The sequence below is a fragment of the Planococcus maritimus genome (assembly GCF_001592825.1).
Lineage (GTDB): Bacteria > Bacillota > Bacilli > Bacillales_A > Planococcaceae > Planococcus > Planococcus maritimus_C.
Window position 1 is genome coordinate 608,720 of record NZ_LTZG01000001.1, and the last position, 17,197, is coordinate 625,916.

At 48.4% G+C, this 17,197-nt stretch carries 19 protein-coding genes; 10 read left to right on the top strand and 9 right to left on the bottom strand.

What is annotated here, in order from left to right:
- Nucleotides 1-258: 258 nt before the first annotated feature.
- Nucleotides 259-825, top strand: a complete 567-nt coding sequence (locus AY633_RS03070) for a hypothetical protein (protein WP_068486372.1) — start codon at nucleotides 259-261, stop codon at nucleotides 823-825.
- A 56-nt stretch (nucleotides 826-881) separates the two neighbouring features.
- Here AY633_RS03070 and AY633_RS03075 read toward each other — a convergent pair whose 3' ends face one another.
- A complete protein-coding gene (locus AY633_RS03075) occupies nucleotides 882-1,187 on the bottom strand; it encodes a hypothetical protein (RefSeq protein WP_068486374.1) in 306 nt (101 codons plus the stop codon).
- 90 nt (nucleotides 1,188-1,277) lie between these two features.
- The gene (locus AY633_RS03080) at nucleotides 1,278-1,928 is read right to left on the bottom strand and encodes a LytTR family DNA-binding domain-containing protein (protein ID WP_068487852.1); all 651 of its coding nucleotides are present in this window, start codon (nucleotides 1,926-1,928) and stop codon (nucleotides 1,278-1,280) included.
- A 180-nt stretch (nucleotides 1,929-2,108) separates the two neighbouring features.
- On the opposite strand from AY633_RS03080, the gene aceA reads away from it, so the two are divergent.
- The 3 genes from aceA to AY633_RS16725 are packed head-to-tail and all read left to right on the top strand — an operon-like array spanning nucleotide 2,109 to nucleotide 5,146.
- Entirely contained in the window at nucleotides 2,109-3,401 is a 1,293-nt protein-coding gene (gene aceA / locus AY633_RS03085; RefSeq protein WP_068486376.1) for an isocitrate lyase, read from the top strand.
- Between the two features lie 5 nt (nucleotides 3,402-3,406).
- Nucleotides 3,407-4,999: a malate synthase A gene (aceB, locus tag AY633_RS03090; RefSeq protein WP_068486378.1), complete on the top strand. Its 1,593-nt coding sequence runs from the start codon at nucleotides 3,407-3,409 to the stop codon at nucleotides 4,997-4,999.
- A gap of 18 nt (nucleotides 5,000-5,017) precedes the next feature.
- The gene (locus tag AY633_RS16725; protein ID WP_194098862.1) at nucleotides 5,018-5,146 is read left to right on the top strand and encodes a YhfH family protein; all 129 of its coding nucleotides are present in this window, start codon (nucleotides 5,018-5,020) and stop codon (nucleotides 5,144-5,146) included.
- A gap of 454 nt (nucleotides 5,147-5,600) precedes the next feature.
- On the opposite strand, the gene AY633_RS03095 is transcribed toward AY633_RS16725, so the two are convergent.
- The gene (locus AY633_RS03095; RefSeq protein WP_068486380.1) at nucleotides 5,601-5,894 is read right to left on the bottom strand and encodes a hypothetical protein; all 294 of its coding nucleotides are present in this window, start codon (nucleotides 5,892-5,894) and stop codon (nucleotides 5,601-5,603) included.
- 126 nt (nucleotides 5,895-6,020) lie between these two features.
- Between AY633_RS03095 and AY633_RS03100 the strand changes: the two genes are divergently transcribed.
- Entirely contained in the window at nucleotides 6,021-6,680 is a 660-nt protein-coding gene (locus AY633_RS03100; RefSeq protein WP_068486382.1) for an HAD family hydrolase, read from the top strand.
- Nucleotides 6,681-6,708: 28 nt separating this feature from the next.
- Here AY633_RS03100 and AY633_RS03105 read toward each other — a convergent pair whose 3' ends face one another.
- From AY633_RS03105 to pcp, 4 genes are all read right to left on the bottom strand, one after another.
- A complete protein-coding gene (locus AY633_RS03105; protein WP_068486384.1) occupies nucleotides 6,709-7,797 on the bottom strand; it encodes an ABC transporter permease in 1,089 nt (362 codons plus the stop codon).
- Entirely contained in the window at nucleotides 7,794-9,053 is a 1,260-nt protein-coding gene (locus AY633_RS03110) for an ABC transporter permease (protein WP_068486386.1), read from the bottom strand. The genes AY633_RS03105 and AY633_RS03110 overlap by 4 nt, the downstream gene beginning before the upstream one ends.
- Nucleotides 9,054-9,065: 12 nt before the next feature.
- A complete protein-coding gene (locus AY633_RS03115) occupies nucleotides 9,066-9,998 on the bottom strand; it encodes an ABC transporter ATP-binding protein (protein WP_068486388.1) in 933 nt (310 codons plus the stop codon).
- A 479-nt stretch (nucleotides 9,999-10,477) separates the two neighbouring features.
- Nucleotides 10,478-11,098 carry a pyroglutamyl-peptidase I gene (gene pcp / locus AY633_RS03120; protein ID WP_068486390.1) on the bottom strand — a complete coding sequence of 207 codons (621 nt, stop codon included), beginning with the start codon at nucleotides 11,096-11,098 and terminating at the stop codon, nucleotides 10,478-10,480.
- Nucleotides 11,099-11,231: 133 nt separating this feature from the next.
- On the opposite strand from pcp, the gene AY633_RS03125 reads away from it, so the two are divergent.
- The 5 genes from AY633_RS03125 to AY633_RS03145 all read left to right on the top strand — a co-directional run bounded on the left by AY633_RS03125 (nucleotide 11,232) and on the right by AY633_RS03145 (nucleotide 14,804).
- Nucleotides 11,232-12,002 (top strand): ABC transporter substrate-binding protein, encoded by a 771-nt coding sequence (locus AY633_RS03125; protein WP_186008732.1) that lies wholly within the window; start codon nucleotides 11,232-11,234, stop codon nucleotides 12,000-12,002.
- Nucleotides 12,003-12,033: 31 nt separating this feature from the next.
- Nucleotides 12,034-12,693, top strand: coding sequence for an amino acid ABC transporter permease (locus tag AY633_RS03130; RefSeq protein ID WP_068486393.1), 660 nt, complete (start codon nucleotides 12,034-12,036; stop codon nucleotides 12,691-12,693).
- Nucleotides 12,686-13,408, top strand: coding sequence for an amino acid ABC transporter ATP-binding protein (locus AY633_RS03135; RefSeq protein ID WP_068486395.1), 723 nt, complete (start codon nucleotides 12,686-12,688; stop codon nucleotides 13,406-13,408). The genes AY633_RS03130 and AY633_RS03135 overlap by 8 nt, the downstream gene beginning before the upstream one ends.
- Before the next feature lie 122 nt (nucleotides 13,409-13,530).
- Entirely contained in the window at nucleotides 13,531-14,379 is an 849-nt protein-coding gene (locus AY633_RS03140; RefSeq protein ID WP_260804469.1) for a hypothetical protein, read from the top strand.
- A gap of 152 nt (nucleotides 14,380-14,531) precedes the next feature.
- A complete protein-coding gene (locus AY633_RS03145) occupies nucleotides 14,532-14,804 on the top strand; it encodes a hypothetical protein (protein WP_068486399.1) in 273 nt (90 codons plus the stop codon).
- Between the two features lie 76 nt (nucleotides 14,805-14,880).
- On the opposite strand, the gene AY633_RS03150 is transcribed toward AY633_RS03145, so the two are convergent.
- Both AY633_RS03150 and AY633_RS03155 read right to left on the bottom strand, forming a co-directional pair.
- Nucleotides 14,881-15,888: an LLM class flavin-dependent oxidoreductase gene (locus tag AY633_RS03150; protein ID WP_145915646.1), complete on the bottom strand. Its 1,008-nt coding sequence runs from the start codon at nucleotides 15,886-15,888 to the stop codon at nucleotides 14,881-14,883.
- 115 nt (nucleotides 15,889-16,003) lie between these two features.
- The gene (locus tag AY633_RS03155; protein ID WP_068486403.1) at nucleotides 16,004-17,197 is read right to left on the bottom strand and encodes a chromate transporter; all 1,194 of its coding nucleotides are present in this window, start codon (nucleotides 17,195-17,197) and stop codon (nucleotides 16,004-16,006) included.

Here is a 17,197-nt window from a genome sequence, read left to right on the forward strand (position 1 = left end):
ACTAGCACTGTCTTTTCTAATAAAAGACGGTATGTAGTATTTTTGACTTTAGACATTTCACTAGCTATCATAAAAACATGAGTAGTTCAAAATAGCAGCAAACAGCTAGTGTAACTAAATATTCGGGTAGAGTGAGTCAGACAATTGAGCTGGCGTAACGCCAAGAGAGCACCAGCTTCTTTTTGGCGTTTTTTATTTTGCACAATTATTCTTCAATGACCTTATTGTTTTTATCCCAAAGATAGAAAGGAGAGTTTGATGTTCGGCTTATCCGACTTTCTACCACTCGTTATTTCTGCCTTTATTATATTGCCCCTGACGATTTTACTAAGAGAAACCGGCTATTTGATAGCCAGCGCATTGGTCGGGGTTAAAAACCCAAGACTAACGATTGGTTCAGGACCTAGAGCTTTTAAAATCGGCATTGTGGATGTGCGCAGATATTATCAATTGTATAGCTGGTTTTCGTATGATTCCTTAAAACGAGATGGCAAAATTGCCTATATTTTTCTTTATGCCAGCCCAATCTTGATGACGCTTTCGCTCGCCTTAACCATTAATACCGCTCTTGCGAATGACGTCTTCGATTCTTTTATCACCTTCTGGGAACGTTTCGTGTTCTATGCCCTTTTTTATTTATTGTTCGATGTAGTTCCCATGAAGATTCAGGGCGGGATGCCCAATAATGGCATGATAATTTATGAGATGCTTCGTTATGGAAAACGGACGGATTACAACGAAAGCCCCTTCATTCCTGCAACTTCTGACGTTGATAAAGAACAGGAAGAAATGCTTGAGAAAATTAAGCAAGATCAAAAGAAATAAAGTAAATCATCAAAAGCCGTTGAGATAATTCTCAACGGCTTTTGTATAGAAGAATCTTATATCCACCAACTCCAAGAAACGACGAGCGCGAGGATGGAAACCAGAATAGAAGCAATAACTGCCATGGAACGTTCCCTGCGGATCAGCATCGAACTGATGCCGGAAATGAATGCGACGACAAAGGAGGCTAGGGACATTAATAGAAAAAATGTCAAAAGCCAGTTATCGGACACCTCTCCGTCAAACGCCAGCGGCAACTCCTGGAACGCACCGGCAAGAGTGATGATCAACGCCAGCAATAAAGGGACAGCCGCAAAGACTACAGAAATATTGCCAAGCTTGGATTTAGGCCAGATGGTCATATCAGCCTCCACCTTTCTTCTCGTTTTGCATTCTGCGTAAAGTATTCCACCTGCGCACCCCATTTCCTGCCGCCTCGATTGTAAAGATTGTTAAAATCCAAGGCGACTGCGCACCTCGGCGGTATGGTTTTGACTGACCGGGATGGTGGAGCCATCACGCAAGGTCAGCACATAATTTGAAGTGACGTCTTTTGCGATTTCTTCTATATAGTGTACATTGACGATGAACGAACGATGGACGGTCAAGAAATAATCAGGCAATTGCTCTTTCAAGTTCTTCAATGTATGGCTTGAGCAATAGGGCTCTTCGTCTGCATAGAACCAGGTTTTCTTTTGACTGCTCTCGATATGGGATACTTTTTCCACTGGAATCGGGCGCCAACAGTCCTCTTGCTTACCTGTCAAAAATGCTAAGGGCTTTTTTCTCCCTACCACGTAATCTGGTGGCAAAGTAATGACGAGCACGGCATCCCGGTTATCGATCGTAATCGGATAGCCGACGCCATAATAAGCAGATCCAAGAACAGCTTCTTCAACATACATCTCGACTTTGCTGCCTTCTTTAGCGACGCGTGCCGCGATGGTACCGGATGATACCGGCTGCCCTTCTTTAATGGAGAGATCATGGATTCCGGCTTTATAGTAAATATATTGATTTTCAGCCGCAACAGCGATCGATGCCTCTTTCGGAATCCAGTCCCCGATGATAAATCCTACCTGCTCCAATACAGTGTTTGCCATAGCCATTTCCCCTTTCAAGCCCATTCATCCGAATATGCCGCCTTTTATCCACCTATAATGGCTTTCGTCATTTTTTCAAGACAGGCTGAATATTCTGTTATATATTAATATACATCAAAACAAACTGTATTAATACAGTTGATTTTAAAAATACTTCTACACCGGAAAGGGATGGTTGGAATGGTAAACAAGCAACAGCAAATCGAGGAACTGAACAGATCGTGGCAGGAAGATAAACGTTGGGAGAACATCGAGCGTCCATATACAGCGGAAGATGTCGTCAAACTTCGCGGGTCGGTATTGATCGAGCAAACACTCGCACAACGCGGAGCTGATCGCCTCTACCGCCAGATCAACGAAATGCCTTTCGTGAATGCTCTCGGCGCACTTACTGGCAACCAGGCAGTACAGCAAGTGAAAGCAGGACTACAAGCCATTTACTTGAGCGGCTGGCAAGTTGCAGCGGATGCCAACTCCGCAGGCCAGATGTACCCGGACCAAAGCTTGTATCCAGTTAACTCGGTTCCTGATGTTGTCCGCAAAATCAACCGCGCCTTACAGCGTGCCGACCAAATCGACAGTGTCGAAAACACAGAAGGCTTCGACTGGTTCGCACCGATCGTCGCAGATGCTGAAGCCGGATTTGGCGGACCGCTCAATGTATACGAATTGATGAAATCGATGATCGAAGCTGGCGCAGCTGGGGTTCATTTTGAAGATCAGCTCGCTTCCGAGAAAAAATGCGGACACTTGGGCGGTAAAGTATTGCTTCCGACTCAAAACGCAGTGAAAAACCTTGTCTCTGCTAGACTTGCAGCTGACGTAATGGGCGTCCCGACACTCATCATCGCCCGTACGGATGCAGATGCAGCAGATTTGATCACGAGCGATATCGATGAGCGCGACCATCCGTTCATCACCGGCGAACGCACACCGGAAGGCTTCTACCGCACAAACCCAGGCATCGACCAGGCCATCGCCCGCGGCCTTGCTTACGCCCCATACGCTGACTTGATCTGGTGTGAAACGTCCCACCCGAACTTGGAAGAAGCACAGCAATTCGCGGATGCCATCCATGCACAGTTCCCTGGCAAGCTGCTTGCTTATAACTGCTCGCCTTCATTTAACTGGGCAGCGAAACTTGACGAAGAAACCATCGCGAAATACCAAGTCGAACTTGGGAAGATGGGCTATAAGTTCCAATTCGTTACACTTGCTGGTTTCCATGCACTCAACCACAGCATGTTCGAACTGGCTTACGATTACCGGGACAACGGCATGGCTGCTTACTCGAAATTGCAGCAGGCTGAGTTTGCTTCAGAATCGAAAGGCTACACAGCGACACGTCACCAGCGCGAAGTCGGAACTAGCTATTTCGATGAAATCTCACAAATCGTCTCGGGTGGTACGAGCTCTACGACAGCGATGAAAGGCTCTACTGAAACCGAACAATTCCAGACAGCGAAAGGGTGATCCGTATGCTGACGAAATCGAATGTACAGATTACAGGTGAAGCGGTTCCAGGCATGGAGGAGATTCTGACGCCTGAAGCGCTAGAGTTCATTGAAAAGCTGCACACTCGTTTCGACAAGCGTCGGATCGAACTTCTGGAAAAACGCCAGGTGCGCCAACAAGAACTCGATAGCGGCAAAAAGCTCGATTTCCTTCCTGAAACGAAAGAAATCCGTGAAGGGGACTGGAAAATCGCTACCCTTCCGGAAGATATGAAAGACCGCCGCGTGGAAATCACCGGCCCGACCAATCGCAAAATGCTCATCAACGCGTTGAACTCCGGTGCGAAGATGTTCATGGCGGACCTCGAAGATGCGACAGCGCCTAACTGGTTCAATGTCATCGATGGGCAGGTCAATTTACGGGACGCGGTTCGCCGGCAAATCGATTTTGAAATTCCTGAAACCGGCAAGAAATATGCACTCAATGAAAAAACGGCCGTTTTGATGGTGCGCCCGCGCGGCTGGCACCTGCCGGAGAAAAACCTGTTCATTGATGAAAAGCCGACTTCCGGCAGTTTGGTCGATTTCGGGCTTTACTTTTTCCACAATGCAAAAGAATTGATCGACCGCGGCACCGGCCCTTACTTCTATTTGCCGAAACTTGAGAGCCACCTGGAAGCACGGCTTTGGAACGACGTGTTCACTTTTGCACAAGATGAGCTCGGCATTCCGCAAGGCACGATCCGGGCAACGGTGTTGATCGAAACAATCATGGCCGCATTCGAAATGGACGAAATCCTTTACGAACTGCGCGATCATTCAGCCGGCCTCAACTGCGGCCGCTGGGATTATATCTTCTCTGTCATCAAGCGGATGCGCAACAATCCGGATTACATCTTCCCGGACCGCTCCCAAGTGACGATGACCGTGCCATTCATGAAAGCCTATACTTCACTGTGCATCAAAACTTGCCACCGACGAGGCGCTCCGGCGATGGGCGGCATGGCCGCACAAATCCCTGTCAAAGGAAATGACGAAGCCAATACAGCAGCTTTCAATAAAGTAGCTGAAGACAAACGCCGTGAAGTGACGAATGGCCATGACGGTACTTGGGTTGCACATCCAGGAATGGTGCAAACGGCAATGGAGCAATTCGATAAATACATGCCGACACCGAACCAAATCGATAAACAGCGCGACGATGTCCACGTGACAGCGGAGCAATTAGTGGAAGTTCCAGAAGGCTCGATCACTGAACGAGGCCTCCGTTCCAATATCTCGGTCGGCATCCAGTATATCGCCTCTTGGCTCTCCGGAAACGGGGCTGCACCAATCAACCATTTGATGGAAGATGCAGCGACAGCGGAAATTTCCCGCTCCCAAGTGTGGCAATGGATCCGCCATCCGAAAGGCATTTTAGAAGACGGCCGCAAAGTCGACGTCAGCTTGTTCCACGAAATCATCGAACAAGAAGATGCATTGATTAAACAGGCGGTCGGCGAAGAACGTTATAACACCGGACACTACGCGGAAGCCCGCGAGTTGTTTACAAGTCTCACCTTGCAAAGTGATTTTGCTGAATTCTTGACGCTGCCAGGGTACGAAAAACTAACTTAAAAACTGGAGGAGATCACTATGAAAAACATGCAAACATTTGAGACGCGTACACGTAAGGAATGCCGGGAATGCGGTTGTGAAATCAAGGAACGCCGCGAGTCGATTATCTACGAATGCGAACGCTGCATCGCGAATAAAGACGAATAGATAAGAAAAAGGGAGATCCGTAATCGGATCTCCCTTTTCAGTCTGTCGAGAAAGTAAAGTAGTTGTATTTTCCGAAGCTTATTGCACGACTCCGTGGGGCGGGAATCGAGCCTCCTCGTCACTAAAGCGTTGCTCAACTCTCACTATGTTCGAGCATCGCAAATGAATGTGCTCAGCAACAGCTTCGCTCATTCATTGCCTGCGGGGTCTCTCAAACCCGCTAGTCCCAAAGGAAAGATAAGGTCGACCTACGGGAGACATTATCTTTGCGAAAATAATGCGCAGTATTATTGAGCAGAAGGTTTTACGAGCAAACGCTTCTCCAAATACTTGAATAAGTCATTGAATTTTAAATGTCGAAAAGATCGTCAGCTTTTAATTTAATATCTGTCTATCAGAGTTCTTCAATACTCTGAAAAGGGAGATCCGCAACCGGATCTCCCTTTTTTATCGTTCATTCCTGGTTGGATGCTTCAATGCGGTAGCTTTCATCAGCTTCGATGGCGTTGAAGATATTGATATAGCGCAAGCCTTGCTGCGCCGGTTCTTCTGGAGCTTCCTCTTCGTCGAGGACTTCTTTGAGCGGCTGTTTGACTGGCTCTTCTACTGTTGCGTCGTAGTCTTCCATCAAATTTTGAAGTTCGCCGTATGTGTCGATTCCTCTCGATTTTTTCACTTCTTCAAATAGGCGGTCCGATTCGTCTTGTGTCAATTCTACGTAACCGACCGTGATTCGTTGTTTTGCCATGACTACCCCTCCAACTTCGTTGTTTCCTTTCCATACCCTTGACGAGAAAACCATTAAACATGCTTGGTGAAGGTTGGGGATTTCCGCTATGATGGAAACAGCAGGAAAATAGAGTGGAGGGATTTTATGCGCGTCGCCATATTTGATTTCGATGGCACTTTATATTCAAAGGAAACGTTTCAGTTAATGATGAACCACCTAAAAAACCATCCCGTCCATAACCGCCGGTATCGTAAATTTTACCGAGCAATCATGCCGCCGTATATTGGACATAAACTGAAAATCTACCCGGAAGCAAAAATGCGAGAACGTTCTGTTCAGGCATATCTTGCAGCACTCGAGACTTTTTCAAAACAAGAGCTGGAAGAATATTTTGGGGAAATCGCTAATCTCATGCACGATGATTTCAATCAGGAAGTCATTGAGCGCCTGAAGCAGCACGTCTCAAACGAAGATTATTGCATGCTCGTGTCCGGAGCGTTCACGCCGCTTTTGCATGCGGTGACAAAAGAGCTGCCGATCGAGAAAATCATTGGCACGGAAGTCCCTTATGAAGCGGATATTCTCGCACATCGGACACCCGTCATCCACATCCAGGGATCGCTCAAATCTGAAAAGATTCTAGAAGCGCTGGGCGGCCAAGCAATCGATTGGAAAAACAGCTTCGCTTATGGCGACAGCCTGTCAGACCTACCCGTTCTGGAACTGGTCGGCAATCCGGTCGCTGTGCGGCCAGAAGCACGTCTCCACACACTCGCCACTGAACGCAATTGGGAAATCATTTAAAAAGAACCGCCACTGCGGTTCTTTTTTTTCATGAGACGCTGCGCCATTCCAGTAAACGGATGGCAATCGCCATGCAAATGCCGCCAAAACCTAACAGCATCGCTAATGGCATCATGACCGACTGCAGCCCATTTCCGTAAACCGCGACACTCGTTAAAGCTTCGAGACCGTATGTGATGGGCAATACTTTCGATACCGTAAGCAGGATCTCATTGGTCACCAATTCAATCGGCCAGAATGCACCGCCCACCATCGCCATTCCAGTCGCAACAATTGGAATGACGGCACTCAATTGCTGGGGCTTGGCAATAAGTGAAATAATCATTAGCCCAAGAGCTACGATAGAGAACGTATAACAAGCCGCAATCGCGAGCAACAACCAGAAACGATCGCCCATCTCAAAGCCAAAAGCATACCGGAACAACAGAAAAATAAGGGCGATTTGTGAAAACCCGATCAGGAAACTAAAGCTCAAATGCCCAAGGTACATCTGCCATTTGCGAACCGGCGACAGGATCATGCGGTTCCAAGTACCCGTCCGTTTCTCGTCCACAATCCGAACAAGGCTAAACATGATCGTATAGATAACGAAAAATAATGTCATCCCAAATAATAACTGGAGCTTGTCGGCCTCCCCTTTTCCTTGAAGTGAAGCAGCCGACAATTGCAGCGCCGGGTCTGATAGCGCAGAGTCCATGAGCTCCCGGATTTCCGGCACCTCTTGCGCAGCATCTTCGAGTCGTAACTCTTCTGAATAGACGCGGCGAAGCATTGAATCCAACGCCAAACGGGCAGGATCTTCCCTGCCGACCAACAGACGGTAATCCGCCTCCATCAACTCGACAGCTTGCGGAACGTCGCCTTCCGCTACATAGGAACGTGCTTCAGATGGCTGCATCCACTTAAACGCAAATTGCTTTTCGGCGTTCAAGCGTTCCACCCATTCCAGCACTTGCTCTTGCTTCAACGATTCGGTATAAACTGGGACAAAAACTGGTTCCTCTTCTCCACCTGCCGCTGAAACCGAGACGAAAATGATCGTCAGAACGAACATCGCCAACACGAGCAGCGGCTGGCGGTAAAATCTTCGCCATTGCAGTAAAAAGACAGCTTTCATGCAGCTCCCCCCTTTCTTGGGAATAGGGCAAGCGCTGCCGCTAAGAACAGAACGCCCACTGCACAGATGCGAGCGAGTGGTCCTGACAATTGGTGGACATCAGGATCCAGCATCCAGGAAAAATAAGCTGACAGCGCTGCCCCGTTCGGTGTCCAGCTGCCGATTGTTCGAATCGACTCCGGCATGCCATCAAGCGGCACAAAACTGCCTCCGACAAATGCCATGAGTGAAATGACGCCGGCAGAGAAAATTGCCGGAACGGCATCGCTTTCAACCCGCAAAGTCAAGGCGACCATAAATGCAGCCAGGCAGCCGACCGAAACTGCCAGCACTACCGAAATCAAGGCAATTCCCAGCCAGAAATCCCAAGAGTCTACAGCAAATGTCTGGAACAGCAATGTCGATAATCCAAACAGCAACATCAGCTGTACCGATACGATCGCTGCTGCCGCGATGGCTTTACTGCTTAAATATAATAACGGCGGCCGGTTCGATAGACGGATGCGCTCAAACACCATTTGCCTTTGCTCAAGATTTGCTTGTCTAGCCACGGCTGATCCGACAAATAGTACGAACATGACCGCCATACTGATCGTATAGTATTGAAACGAAGTCATGGATTTTTGTGCAGTAATCGTTTCAATACCACCCGCAATCGCCACCGTCTCAGTATCGCCTGCCAGCCGGGAAATCGATGACTCGAAGTTTAGGGTGCGAACAAACTCTTCAAGGATCGAGACAAGGACATCGGATTTTGGTGAAGCCCCATCGGCAGCAAGCAATTCCAGCTGCGCCCCGCCACTTGCGCCGAACAGCATATTGTTTAACGCGCTTTGGGTAAACCCATCCGGAACAATGATGATTGCATCTATCGATTGCGCCTCCAGGTTTTCTTCTGCCTGATCTCGCCCCATTCGTTCGATTCTCACTAAGCCACTAATCTCTTCACTATCCAAAAGCGACGTGAGCATTGTTTGCGGGCTGGCTGATTCGGCTGCCTGCTTGAGCGTTTGTTCGGACTCTTGCGGCAGGCCCATTCCGTCGATGCTGTTTTGCACCATTTCAATTCCCTGTGCTTCATCGTCTTCTACAATAAGCGCTACGTCCATTTCCAACGCTTCCAAATCGCCGGAAAAGATTCCCCGCAACGAAAATCCGAGAATCGCGATCAATAAAAAAGGCATCGCCAGCAATATGATCAATTCGTATCGATCGCGCAATAGCAACATAATGTCCTTAATCAGAAAAGCTCCCATAATGCCCCCTCCTCAATCCCGCAAAGTGCGCCCGGTCAGCCTTAAAAACACATCTTCAAGTGTCGGCGTTTGGACATGGACATTGGTGACTTGCGCCCCGTGCCGCTCGGCCTCATGGAACAACGAGGCAAGCAAGCGCATGCCTTTCGGGATCATCAACTTCAGGCTCCGCTCTTCCACATCCGCATGCTGGACGCCCTCGATTTCGCTGAGCTTCTTGAACAGTTCCGGATAACTTTGGTCGAATTCAATCCATACGGTTTCCTGATCCGATAAAATAGCCTTCAGCTCTTCTTTTGTGCCTTCTGCTATCACCTTGCCACGGTCCATGATATACACTCGGTCGCATAACTTCTCCACTTCCTCCATATAATGGCTCGTGTAAAGCACGGTCATGCCCTCTTCGTGGTTCAGCCTGCGAATCGTCTCGAGCAAATGATTGCGCGATTGCGGGTCGATGCCCACGGTCGGTTCGTCCATGATCAGCACTTCCGGTTCGTGCATCATCGCCGCCGCCAAATTAACCCTGCGCTGCATGCCTCCGGAATAATGCTTGACCAGCTCTTTTTTGCGGTCAGACAAGCCGACAAGATCCAGCACATAGCCAATCCGCTGTTCGAGCTTTTTGCCCGACAAACCATACAGGCGGCCAAAGAACTTCAAGTTCTCATAAGCGCTCAACTCTTCATATAAAGCAATTTTCTGCGGAACTACGCCAAGCACACGACGCATGTCTCCTGGATCTTTTAATACGCTTTTGCCATGTATCCTGACATCTCCTGAACTTGGTTTCAGCAAAGTCGAAATCATGGCGATGGCAGTTGATTTCCCGGCGCCATTCGGTCCAAGAAGGCCAACCGATTCGCCTTTTCTAAGCTCCAGGCTTACATTATCCACTGCTAGGGTATCTTTGAATTTTTTGGTCAGCTTGTCCGTTTTAAGCATAAGGCACCTCCACGAATTTTTCTCTGTCTCTATCGTACTTGAATCCAGCGAAAGTTCCATGGCATTTTGCAAGAAAATTCACATATTCCTTGAATCATAAAGAACAAACAAAAAAAGACAGAGCACTGAGCTCTGTCTTTTGCAGGCTGTCGAGAAAGGTAAGAAGTCGTATTTTCCGAACCTTATCGCACGACTCCCAAGCCTCCTCAGCCGCTTTGCGCCTTGTGGGGTCTCGGTCGTCTCGCTGACCCACAGGAAAGATAAGGTCGACCTACGGGAGGCATTATCTTTGCGACAGTAATGCGCAGCATTGTTGAGCAGAAGGTTTTACGAGCGAACGCTTCTCCAAATACTAAGACATTTCGTTAATTTGTTCATTGTGGAATAGTGTCACATTCTTTTTATTAATTGATGATTACAGACTTCTTTAACACTCTGAAAAAAAGACAGAGCATTGCGCTCTGTCTTTTGTCTTACTGCTAGTTTTCAAATTCTTGTTGTTCCATTGCTTCAAGGCAAATGCGTACGCCCCTTGCTAAGTCTTCGTGGGACCAGCTCGGTAGCTTCCCGTGCTCGATCGCCAGCTGGTGGTCAGCTGGGATATGGATAAAGCCTGACAGCATGTCCGGCTTGTTCGTAGCGGCATAATGAAGCCCTTCATACATAATGTTATTGCATAGATATGCACCAGCTGTATTGGAGATTTCTGCCGGAAGTCCTGCCTCTATGAGCGCTTGCGTCATCTCTCGCACCGGCAAAGTCGACAAATAAGCATCCGGTCCTGCTGCTGAAATCGGTTCATCGACCGGTTGGTAGCCTTCATTGTCCTGATCGCCGTCTTTGACATTCAATGCGACCCGCTCCGGCGTTATTTTATAGCGTCCAGCCGCAAGCCCCAATGACACCACCGCATCCGGCTCTAGTTCTTCGATCCACTCCAGTATACGCTGGCCGGACCGGTTGAAATCCACTGGCAAGATGCGGCTGATGATCCGGTATCCACCTATCTCCTCTCCGTCTAGCCGTTCTACGACTCTCATTGTCGGGTTGATGGTGTAATCCAAAAATGGTTCAAATCCCGTCAAAAGCAAAGTTTTCATTTCTTCACACTCCCATTTACTGAATTATTAGAATTAATAATTATTCATAAACACGCATAAAAAACCTTTCATCCATTCCTATAACGTGTTAAGATTCATTTTATCGAATAAACATACACAGGAGGAACCTATAATGAAAAAATTATTATTACTTGCAGGCGGTGCTTCCGCATTGCTATTGGCAGCTTGCGGCCAAGAAGATACATCAACCGGAACTACGGAACAAAAAGAGGTATTGGAAATGGGCACGTCCGCTGAGTTCGCACCATTTGAATCGCGCAATCCACAGGGCGACATCGTTGGTTTTGATATCGACCTTGCCAATTATATCGCAGATGAGCTCGGCGTTGAACTGAAAATCACCGACATGAAATTCGACGGGTTGATCGGTGCTTTGCAAAATGACCGCGTCGATCTCGTTTTGGCTGGCATGTCTGCGACGGATGCCCGTAAAGAAAATGTCGATTTCTCTACGGAATACAACCATTCAGGCGAAATGTTCGTTTCGGCAAAAGACTCAGGACTTGAAACACTGGAAGACTTGGAAGGATTGACGGTCGGCGTTCAGCTCGGCACGATTCAAGAAGAAGGCGCGAAAGGCATTATCGAAGAAGAAGGCATCGATTTCGAACTGAAAGCACTCGATGATTCCGGGGCACTCGTTCAGGAAATTCTTTCCGGCCGTATCGACGCCGCTTATATGGATAAGCAAGTGGCGCTTGGATATATCGAAGCGCAAGGATTGGACGCTTTTGATGACCCGACCACTGCATCCCCTGGTATGGCCGTAGCCTTCCCGAAAGACAGCGATTTAGTCGATGAAGTCAACGCTGTGCTCGCTGAAATGGAAGAAAGCGGCAAGTTGGATGAACTGAAAGACAAATGGCTCACAGACGAGCAGTAAAATTCGCCACTAGAAAAGAGTTGGAACTGTTATGAATCTTGATTTTTCGCAAATTATCCCATACATCCCCTTTATGCTTGAAGGCATTTGGGTCACTTTAAAATTCGTCTTTTTCGCGATCATTCTCGGCTCTATTCTTGGCACCGTGCTGGCGCTGTTTAAGATTGGTTCAGCCAAGCCGTTGAAATGGTTCGCCGACGCTTATACATCGATTTTTCGCGGCACGCCGCTCATCTTGCAATTGATGATCATTTATTACTCGATCCCTCAATTGACCGGCTATGATATTTCGCCGTTTCTATCCGCGATTCTCGCATTCGGCTTGAACTCATCCGCCTATATTTCGGAAATCATCCGTGCCGGCATCCAAGCGGTTGACAAAGGCCAGCTAGAAGCAGCACAAGCGCTCGGCGTTCCTTACGGTGCAATGATGAAAGACATTATCTTGCCGCAGGCGCTAAAGAACATCTTGCCTGCATTGATGAATGAATTTATCACTTTGACGAAAGAATCCGCCATCGTTTCGACGATCGGCTATTTGGACTTGATGCGCCGTGCCCAAGTGGTCGGAGCAGACTTGTTCCGCAATTTTGAGCCCTTGTTATTTGTCGGTGTGATTTACTGGTGCCTCGTCATGGGCCTTACGGTCATCGGGCGCATGGTTGAAAGGAGATTGAAGCTTAGTGATTGATGTACAAGCCCTATCGAAAAAATTCGGGGACAACCTCGTATTGAGTGATATTACCACCAGCATCCAACAAGGGGAAGTCGTCGCGATCATCGGCCCGTCCGGTTCCGGCAAATCGACTTTCTTGCGCTGCCTCAACTTACTGGAGACACCGAGTTCAGGAAACATCGAAGTCAACGGCAAGAACTTGACCGCCTCCAAAAAAGACATCCATAAAATCCGCCAGCAAATCGGCATGGTGTTCCAACATTTTCATCTATTTCCGCATATGACCGTACAGGATAATTTGATGTATGCGCCGATGAAAGCGAAAGGCGTCAAAAAACACGCAGCCGAAGAAAAGGCACGGCAATTACTAGAGCGCGTCGGCTTAGGGCAAAAAGCCAAAGCCTACCCGAATAGCTTGTCCGGCGGCCAGAAGCAACGCGTAGCGATCGCCCGGGCACTTGCAATGGAACCAGAACTGATGCTATTTGATGAACCTACTTCAGCACTTGATCCCGAAATGGTGAAGGAAGTGCTTGAAGTGATGAAAGATCTTGCGAAATCCGGCATGACGATGGTCGTCGTCACGCACGAAATGGGATTTGCCCGAGAAGTCGCTGACCGTGTGTTGTTTCTCGATCACGGCGTTCTTGTCGAAGAAGGCGAACCCGAAAGCTTTTTCCAGCAGCCGAAAAGTGACCGGGCCCGTAATTTCCTGGATAAAGTACTTTAACGAAAACGTTCATGCGATGCTCAAAACTCCCACCTTCTTTCGGCCTGTCCCCGTGCTATAATCGGGAGTGCAGGAAATAGCCGAAATTTGAGGTGGGAGTTTTGTTCAGGAAGATTATCATATTGACCCTTACATTATTTTTCATGGCGCTGATCATCTTTACAGCAGTCATGTTCTTGAAAAATGAAGAAACGCTTTATACCTATGAAGATGTCACGTTAAGTATCGACAAGCCAACCTTCATCACACTCGGTGACGCACAAATTACGACAGAGGGAGATGTTACAACGAATACTTACCCGCTGACTTTCCTTAGCTTATCTGTCGGTTCACTCACCATTACCGAAGAAACTTTGCCGAATGGGGATGTTTTTCTGTTCGATAAAGCCGAAAACACCAGCTGGATGCCCATCACTTTTTCCGTGAACCGTAGCGGCTTAGAGGATGCGATGATTACGCATTGGAATGAAGAACCGATGCTGCAGCAAGAAGAGGCAGTTTACGGGACGGACGCGACGCGCAATCCGTTCGGCGTTGTCCGCAGCACAGACACGGAAACGCTGGTAGGCAATGTATACGTATCTCGCACACTGTCGCTTGGCAACGGAGAACGCGTACAGGAATTGCGTCATGAAATATTCAATTTCCCTGTCGAAGAGGGCGTGATGGAAAAGAGTTTATGGCTTCCGCCAAAACACCAAAGCGAAAGCTGGATGCTTATCTCTACAGAAGCTTTATTCGATTCATCTGAGACCGAGACCGAATGGGTGCAATTTGCGAACGAAAACCGTCGCGCGCAGTTTAATTGGCTGACGCCGGATGGACCGCGCCAGAAGATGGAGCTAACGGATGATTTGCGGACTGAGCTCGCCTATACGATTCCGGAACAACCGGATTCTGTTTACCGTGAATGGTTCGAAAAAACCTCTTCGCGCTTTTTCGGCTCAATGGAGCAGTATATAAGCGAATAAACTAAACCCCTCACCCAAAATGGCTGAGGGGTTTTTCACTGTTCATCAGCTAGCGAGTCAAAAAAATACCAAAAAGACAGAATGTTCTGTATAATAAAAAAGGAATAAAGCCCTTGCCATTCTTGCGATTTCAATAGAAGGAGGATATTATCATGGAACGTAAATGGGTGGAACGCAAAGAAGTCGAAACGCGGCTTGATGAAGAGTTCAATGCAATTTTGAACATGATTGGCGAAGGCGGCCCAGATTACGCAAGAATTGATGAAGATAGCGAACCGAAAGAATTGAAGGATTGGCTAGCTGAAGAATTCGATTCGATTTTGAACATGATCGGTGAAGGCGGGCCGGATTATGCAAGAAACGACGAAGACATCGAGATGCAAATCATGAAACATGATGAAACCAAAGCCAAAGGCCTTCACTGATGCTCTCTTAGTATCCGGGGAGCGATTGAAAAAGCACCAATTGAACGGAGGAATTCCGTTCAATTGGTGCTTTTGTTTATTCCATCATATCTGAAAGCAATGAATAGGAACGCAGGCGATCTTCCTGGTAGAAGATCGGGGAACTGACGATCACTTCATTGGCACGGGTTTTGTCAATAAAGGCCGCAAGCTTTTCACGGACAACTTCCGGTGTGCCGACGATCATCGATTCGGATTTGAGCTTATCGCGGAACATGACGATTTCACGCGGCGTCCAGGCTGCTCCAAGATCTTCGATCGGCGGTTGGAATGTTGTCGGTTCGCCTTTCATCAAAGCAAACATCTGCTGCTGCGAAGATGTGGCAAGCCATTCCGCACGCTCTTGCGTATCAGCGACGATAAGCGAGACGCCGACCATCGCATACGGTCTGTCGAGCGACGCAGAAGGTTTGAAGTTCTGATGGTATAGTTGCAGCGCCTGCATCGTGAAGTCCGGCGCAAAATGGCTGGCGAATGAAAAAGGCAAGCCTTTTTGTGCAGCGAGCTGCGCGCTGAAACCGCTCGAACCGAGCAGCCAAGGGGGGATGTCCATGCCTGTTCCCGGATACGCTTTGACCCGTCCGACTGGCTTGTCGGAGAAATAATTCTCCAACTCCATCACTTGCTGCGGGAACTCATCCCCTGAGCTGTTAAGCGAACGGCGCAAAGCGTAAGCCGTCGCCTGATCGCTTCCTGGCGCACGCCCTAGCCCTAGGTCGATGCGATCCGGATACAATGACGCGAGCGTCCCGAATTGTTCAGCGATAACGAGTGGTGCGTGGTTCGGCAGCATGACACCGCCTGAGCCGACACGGATCGACTCGGTTTTGCCGGCGATATGCCCGATCAATACCGATGTTGCTGAACTGCCGATGCCCGGCATGTTATGGTGTTCCGCCAACCAGTAGCGGTTAAAGCCTAGTTTTTCCACGTGCTGCGCAAGTTCTACGCTATTGGCAAATGATTCCGTTGCATTGCTGCCTTCATTGACTGGCGCCAAATCGAGCACAGCTAGAGGAATCTGTTGAAATGTTTTTTGTGTCATATTGAATAGCACTCCTTTACCTCACCTATTGTAACGCTTCAGTTTCAGAAGGCGTACGAAAATGCTCACGCAGACAGATAGAAAAAAACCGCCATCCCATGACAGCGGTTTCTCTTTAGATCCATGCGATTAATGTTCCGCCGAGCGCGCCGCACAAAACGATAACCCAAGGCGGAAGTTTCCAGTAGACGAGCAAGCTGAAAAGAATGGCCGCCAATGCAAAATCGGCCGGCTGTGTGATTGAGCTCGTCCAGATAGGTGTGTAAAACGCTGAAATCAAAATGCCGAGCACGGCCGCATTGACTCCCATAATAGCGCCTTTGACTTTTTGGTTCGTACGCAGTGCGTCCCAAAACGGCAACACTCCGACGATCAATAAAAACGCAGGCAAAAAGATGGCCACAGTAGCGAATAAACCGCCAGCCCAACCATTCATCACGGTTCCAAGATACGCAGCAAACGTAAACAAGGGACCTGGAACGGCTTGTGTCGCCCCGTACCCGGCAAGAAAGGCTTCTTCCGTTAACCAGCCGGTCGGCACAAATTCTCGTTCTAGAAGCGGCAAGACGACATGCCCTCCTCCAAACACTAAGGAGCCGGCACGGTAGAAACTGTCGAACATCGCCACCCAGTAAGAACCGGTCACTTCACGCAAAATCGGCAGCGAGACAAGAAAGGCAAAGAACAACATCAGGCTCAATGCCCCTATTTTTTTCGTGACGGGAAATTTCATGCGGCCTTCTGTCGTTTCCGCACTGTTTTTATAAAGCATATAGCCGATCAACGCCGCTATTAAAATGACCCCGATCTGCGATAGCGATGAGGGCCACAACAAGGTACCGATCAACGCCAATAGCGCCAGCGCCTTGCGCTTGAGGTCCGGCGCCAAATTTTTCGCCATCCCCAAAATGGCGTGGGCGACAACCGCCACTGCGACAATTTTCAATCCCTTGATCCAGCCCGCATCTGAGACATCAAAACTTTGCAAAAGCAACGCGAACAAGATGAGCGCGATCACAGAAGGCAACGTAAAACCGATAAAAGAAACGATTCCCCCGATAAGTCCTCCGCGCATGACCCCGATTCCGATTCCGACTTGGCTGCTGGCAGGTCCTGGCAAGAATTGGGCAAGCGCCACTAAATCGGCATAGCTTTTTTCATCCATCCATTTTCTTCTGCGGACATATTCGTTATGGAAATAGCCTAAATGCGCAATAGGCCCGCCGAACGAAGTCAGTCCGAGACGTGTCGAGACGAACAAAATTTCCAATAAGAGTTTCAGTCGATTTTCTTTTTGTGGTTGAGCCAT

Bases quoted from the DNA above. Each gene is read 5' to 3' on its own strand.
- AY633_RS03075 (WP_068486374.1), bottom strand. From the start codon at position 1,187: ATGACCATCTGGCCTAAATCCAAGCTTGGCAATATTTCTGTAGTCTTT.
- AY633_RS03125 (WP_186008732.1), top strand. From the start codon at position 11,232: ATGAAAAAATTATTATTACTTGCAGGCGGTGCTTCCGCATTGCTATTG.
- AY633_RS03080 (WP_068487852.1), bottom strand. From the start codon at position 1,928: ATGGCAAACACTGTATTGGAGCAGGTAGGATTTATCATCGGGGACTGG.
- AY633_RS03095 (WP_068486380.1), bottom strand. From the start codon at position 5,894: ATGGCAAAACAACGAATCACGGTCGGTTACGTAGAATTGACACAAGAC.
- AY633_RS03115 (WP_068486388.1), bottom strand. From the start codon at position 9,998: ATGCTTAAAACGGACAAGCTGACCAAAAAATTCAAAGATACCCTAGCA.
- AY633_RS03145 (WP_068486399.1), top strand. From the start codon at position 14,532: ATGGAACGTAAATGGGTGGAACGCAAAGAAGTCGAAACGCGGCTTGAT.
- AY633_RS03130 (WP_068486393.1), top strand. From the start codon at position 12,034: ATGAATCTTGATTTTTCGCAAATTATCCCATACATCCCCTTTATGCTT.
- AY633_RS03100 (WP_068486382.1), top strand. From the start codon at position 6,021: ATGCGCGTCGCCATATTTGATTTCGATGGCACTTTATATTCAAAGGAA.
- pcp (WP_068486390.1), bottom strand. From the start codon at position 11,098: ATGAAAACTTTGCTTTTGACGGGATTTGAACCATTTTTGGATTACACC.
- AY633_RS16725 (WP_194098862.1), top strand. From the start codon at position 5,018: ATGAAAAACATGCAAACATTTGAGACGCGTACACGTAAGGAATGCCGG.
- AY633_RS03155 (WP_068486403.1), bottom strand. From the start codon at position 17,197: ATGGCTCAACCACAAAAAGAAAATCGACTGAAACTCTTATTGGAAATT.
- AY633_RS03070 (WP_068486372.1), top strand. From the start codon at position 259: ATGTTCGGCTTATCCGACTTTCTACCACTCGTTATTTCTGCCTTTATT.
- aceB (WP_068486378.1), top strand. From the start codon at position 3,407: ATGCTGACGAAATCGAATGTACAGATTACAGGTGAAGCGGTTCCAGGC.
- AY633_RS03150 (WP_145915646.1), bottom strand. From the start codon at position 15,888: ATGACACAAAAAACATTTCAACAGATTCCTCTAGCTGTGCTCGATTTG.
- AY633_RS03105 (WP_068486384.1), bottom strand. From the start codon at position 7,797: ATGAAAGCTGTCTTTTTACTGCAATGGCGAAGATTTTACCGCCAGCCG.
- aceA (WP_068486376.1), top strand. From the start codon at position 2,109: ATGGTAAACAAGCAACAGCAAATCGAGGAACTGAACAGATCGTGGCAG.
- AY633_RS03110 (WP_068486386.1), bottom strand. From the start codon at position 9,053: ATGGGAGCTTTTCTGATTAAGGACATTATGTTGCTATTGCGCGATCGA.